At 67.7% G+C, this 2402-nt stretch carries 1 protein-coding gene, 2 pseudogenes and 1 other annotated feature; all 3 genes and pseudogenes read left to right on the forward strand.

Features of this window, described 5'->3' with window-relative positions:
* Positions 1-169 precede the first annotated feature (169 nt).
* Positions 170-675 (forward strand): annotated as a pseudogene (locus VKI00_RS32530) (IS3 family transposase); the annotation flags it as partial.
* Positions 193-324: a sequence feature (AL1L pseudoknot), on the forward strand. Its footprint overlaps the pseudogene before it by 132 nt.
* A gap of 293 nt (positions 676-968) precedes the next feature.
* Positions 969-2192: an IS110 family transposase gene (locus VKI00_RS32535; protein ID WP_324447410.1), complete on the forward strand. Its 1224-nt coding sequence runs from the start codon at positions 969-971 to the stop codon at positions 2190-2192.
* 46 nt (positions 2193-2238) lie between these two features.
* A pseudogene (locus VKI00_RS32540) lies at positions 2239-2402 on the forward strand (IS3 family transposase); the annotation flags it as partial.

The following is a 2402-nucleotide window of genomic DNA, read 5'->3' on the forward strand; positions in this document are numbered from 1 at the left end:
ACGAACGCATCCGCGAACTCGACAACGACAACCGTCGACTCCGCGACCAGATCGCTCACCTACACGGGCAGCTCCGCGCCAACCGCATCGCCAGCATCCCCGTCACGGACACCGTCCACGACGCAAACATCCTGGTCAACCGGCAGAACAGCCCATCCCACCCAAGATAACATTGGAAATATTGAAGGCCGCAACAAGTTTCTTCGCGCGGGAGTGCGACCCGCGACACCGCTGATCTGCGAGTTCATCGACGCCCATCGTGAGGAGTTCGGGGTCGTACCGATCTGTCGGGCACTGGCCGTGCACGGCGTGCAGATCGCCCCGCGCACCTACTGGGCGCACCGCTCGTCGGGGCCGTCGAAGCGGGCCCTGTGGGACACCACAATCACCGAAATCCTTGCCGGCTACTACGAACCCGACGCCGACGGGAAACGCCCGCCCGAGAGCCTGTACGGCAGCCTGAAGATGTGGGCGCACCTGCAGCGCCAGGGCATCCCGGTGGCGCGGCGCACGGTGGAACGGATCATGCGCCGCAACGGCTGGCGCGGGGTGACCCGTGCTCGCCGCGCGCCGCGCACCACCGAGCGCGACCCGGCTGCGGCCCGGGCACCCGACCTGGTGGGCCGGCACTGGCGGGTTGCGGCGCCGAACCTGCTGGTCGTGGCCGACTTCACCTAATGGGAGAGTCGGAGCCCGTTCCGACACGCAAGACGCGAACCGGCAGGGGTCACTGAGATTTCACCGATCCGGGCGCAGTCTGGCCGGTGAGCTGCCGGCAGGTGATCACTGCATGTGATGACACGGACGCGTCAGAGATCTCTACGTAGACGGTGACCCTGCCGGTCCGCCACGAGGTCCGTGATCGGCTTGTGAGATGCCGCGCCGTCGAGCGCTGTCCATTAGGTCGCCGCACCAACCTCGAGCTCGAACACGAAGGAGAACACCGACACCGGAACGGAGACAAGTACATGAAGCTGACCTGCGGGGTCGACTGGGCCGAGGCGCACCACGACCTCGCGCTGGTCGACGAGGATGGTGCGCTGGTCGCCCGGTCCCGGATCGACCCCGGCGCAACCGGATTCAACAATCTGCTGGCGTTGATCGCACAGCACGGCGGCAGCGTTGAGGACACGCCGATTGCGCTCGAAACCGACAAGAACCTACTCGTCGTGGCGTTGGTCGAGGCCGGGTTCACGGTGTATCCGATCAACCCGCGCGCGGTGGCCCGCTATCGGGAACGCTACGGTCAGGCAGGCGGCAAGTCCGATCCCGGCGACGCCGCAGTGCTCGCGCACATCCTGCGCACCGACCGGCACATGCACCGCCCGCTGCCAGCGGTCAGCGAGCAGGGCCGCGCGGTCAAGGCGCTGGCCCGCCAGCACCAGGAGGCAATCTGGGCGCTGCACCAAACCGTCAGCCGCTTACGATCGGTGCTGCTCGAGTTCTATCCGCAAGCACTGCAAGCGTTTCCGAACCTCACACACAAGGCAGCGCTGAGCGTGCTGGCGGCCGCGCCGACCCCGGCAGCCGGGCAGCAGCTGACCCGCCGTCGGGTAGTGACATTGCTGCAGCGGTCCGGCCGCGGCAATCACCCCGCCCTGGTCGAGCAGATCCTCACTGACCTGCACACACCGGCGCTTGGGCAGCCACCACGGGTCGAACAGTCACTGGGCCACACCGTGGCCGGGCTCCTCGGGATCGTCATCGCGATGCAGCGAGCCGTCGACGACCTCGAAACCGAGCTGGCCCGCGAATTCGACCAGCATCCACAGGCGGCGATCCTGCGCTCGGCACCGGGCCTGGGCCCGATCCTCGCCGCCCGCGTCCTGGCCGAGATCGGTGACGACCCCACACGATTCACCGACCCGAACAGTCTGCGCGCGTTCTCCGGCACCGCGCCGGTGACGATCGCGTCCGGACGCTCGCACTACGTCAAGGCCCGCAAAGTCCGCAACAAACGCCTCGCCGACGCGTGTCACTGGTGGGCGTTCGCGACGCTCACCAAATCCGCCGGCGCCCGCGAACACTACGACAAACGCCGCGCCGCCGGCGACCAGCACAACGCCGCGCTGCGCAACCTGGCCAACAAACTCCTCGGCCGCCTCTGGTGGTGCCTGGCAAACAACCAGCCCTGGGACGACAACGCCGCCTGGCCACACCGAACCGAACACCCAAATCCAGTCGCTGCTTGACAACTCACTCGCGTGGGATGTCTACGTCCCGCTCGACGGCAGCGGGTTCGGCTACACCGCGTTCGTCGTCGACGCCTACGCCGGCCTGATCGGCGGCTGGGAGTGCTCACTGGTCAAGGACACCGGCTTCGTCGAGCGCGCGCTGCGCCACGCCGCGGCCTACCGCGCCCGCCAAGGCCACCCACTCGACGACGCGATTCATCATTCGGA

The organism is Mycobacterium sp., from assembly GCF_035314665.1.
Classification (GTDB): Bacteria; Actinomycetota; Actinomycetes; order Mycobacteriales; family Mycobacteriaceae; genus Mycobacterium.